Source organism: Salmonella sp. SG203, from assembly GCF_013350575.1.
GTDB lineage: Bacteria > Pseudomonadota > Gammaproteobacteria > Enterobacterales > Enterobacteriaceae > Salmonella > Salmonella enterica.
Genome location: NZ_SNMT01000069.1, coordinates 1 through 2193 on the forward strand (window position 1 = coordinate 1; position 2193 = coordinate 2193).

Here is a 2193-nt window from a genome sequence, read left to right on the forward strand (position 1 = left end):
GGGAATAATCTTCACCGTCAGGACACCGTCCTTAATGGTCTGGGGCGGCAGGATGGCCCGCGCCACCAGGGCGCCGTGGTCACGGTAATGGCGGGTCACGGCGTCCGTCATGGCCTGCAGGTCACCAAACGAGAGCGGCCGGTTCAGCCAGGGAGCCACCACCTTCTGCAGGGAAGCCTCCGTCACGCGGTGCGTTCCCGGGACCGGCGCCATCCCGGTAAAGGTCACCGCCTTCAGGGTGACGCGGGCGGTACTCTCCGGCGCACGGGCACTGCCGTGTTCACCGGCCGGAAGGGAGATGGACGGCGCCACGGGAGCCGGCGGTACGGTCCGGTCCTGCTGGCGGAGCTGGTTGTTCAGCTGACCAGCCCCGGTGGGCGGGGGAAGAAAGGCGGCCATGGCCGTGCTGCCATACATGCTCACGCCCAGCGCGACCAGTAGTGAAAGCGGAGAAAAGCTCAGACCGGAAAGACCGAAGACCGGACGGGGAGTGATATATTTCATAAAATCAGCTCGCGTTATTGAAGAAAATAAATGAATGTCAGCATCACAGGCACCACGCAATAAATTCATTCCCGGAAAGATGAATAGACAGCGTCATAACAAACTCCATGAAAGGAAACCAAAAATACGCACGCACACCACACTGATAAAACATCATGCTGCAACGTATTACTGATGCCGTGGCATCTTTCACCATATATCACAAATATAATATTAATATAACAGATCTTTTATTAATAAATGTATTGAGGTACAAGATGTCAACCAATAAAAGAAAGCGGGAGCGCTTAACCCTGTGTGAAAACAGAATAAAAGAACAGCAAAAATAATACCCATTGTTATTTAATATTATAACTCCTGGTTTTTTGCCAAAAACATAATGAGGAGACACGTAATGAGAAAACAACGGCGGATATAAAGTAACAATAAGAAAATAACAAAGGAATATCTTAAATAATTTTATATCAGCAAGGTGACATCCCCTGAGACCCGAAAGGGGCAATCCGACACTTCTGTAAACCACTTTGCTTCCATCCCGGGTAATGAGTAAACGCACATAACTGCATACCACAGCAGCGACTTTTCCCACCATCCGCAGTAACCGACTCTTTACCCGGACCCCGCGCAGAAAAATCAAATAAAAATCACATTCATTGTCATAATGTAAATACATATCAGTATGATGTTTTATGCTGTTTCTATTGATTTCTGGTGACATCCATAAAATCAGTCGGTAATATGATAACTAAAGTTACTTTCAATTATTAATCTGAATTATGATTAAATTATTCGATCTTATCGATCTGTTTAATTTTATTTAAGATTAATCTCATCTGTGTCCTAATATCCTCAGGTTGTACAGGGGAACTTAATACCCTTTATTATTGTCTGAAGAACCTTTGCCCTTTCCCGTACAACCTTTCGTTATCACTCCCTGTAACATGCCCGTCGTTTGTGCGGCTGCTTGTCAGGGTTATCTCTGAATTCTGAATATCATTAAGGGTTAGCCATGATCAGAAAAACGCTTATTGCCGCAGCAACCGTTGCAGCTGTTATGAGTTCTGCATCCGTATTTGCAGATGGTGCCGTTCCTGCCCCCACCAGTACCGGCAAATTCGGTGGCGGGACTATTACCTTTACAGGTTCTGTTACCGAAGCACCATGTTCTATTCCTGCCGGAGAAGCAAATCAGAATATCGACCTGGGCGCGGTGTCTAATCAGTTATTAGTATCATCTAAAAATGGAAGTAATCCTGTCGCCGTTAAAATTGAACTCAAAAACTGCGATTTGGGAAGCGCACCTAAATATGCTAAAGCATCACTCAAATTTTTAAATGATGGTAAACTGGATGCGACTGATTTAACCAAAGGCTTTTTGCAGACGACCGGCCCCGAGAATGTCGCAGTTCAGTTACTTGACAAAACAGGTATAACCCCAATCGATTTTACATCTGATGCAAAGATGCAGCCAGCAACAGATACGCCGCTGGTGAGTGGAGCTGATTCCACTCTTACTTTCTGGGCCCGTCTTAAAGGAAAGGCAGGCGCTTCCACACCTCCTTCAGCAGGTTCAGTAACAGCACAGGTTTCTTACCAGCTGGATTATCACTGACAGAGTGCAGACAGGCTTAATTGTAGTTTTGCCTGTCTGTATTACAGATGGTATTGCGAAATAATCCACTTTCCGGA

2 protein-coding genes are annotated in these 2193 nt (G+C 46.1%); one reads left to right on the forward strand and one right to left on the reverse strand.

The genetic code is table 11. The features are described from left to right. Window positions 1-573 (reverse strand): POTRA domain-containing protein (locus HV477_RS27760; RefSeq protein ID WP_302675419.1); only part of this gene is annotated, 573 nt, incomplete at its 3' end. Window positions 574-1513: 940 nt separating this feature from the next. Here HV477_RS27760 and HV477_RS27765 point away from each other — a divergent pair. After that, window positions 1514-2116, forward strand: a complete 603-nt coding sequence (locus tag HV477_RS27765) for a fimbrial protein (RefSeq protein WP_175065736.1) — start codon at window positions 1514-1516, stop codon at window positions 2114-2116. The last annotated feature ends 77 nt before the right edge of the window (window positions 2117-2193 follow it).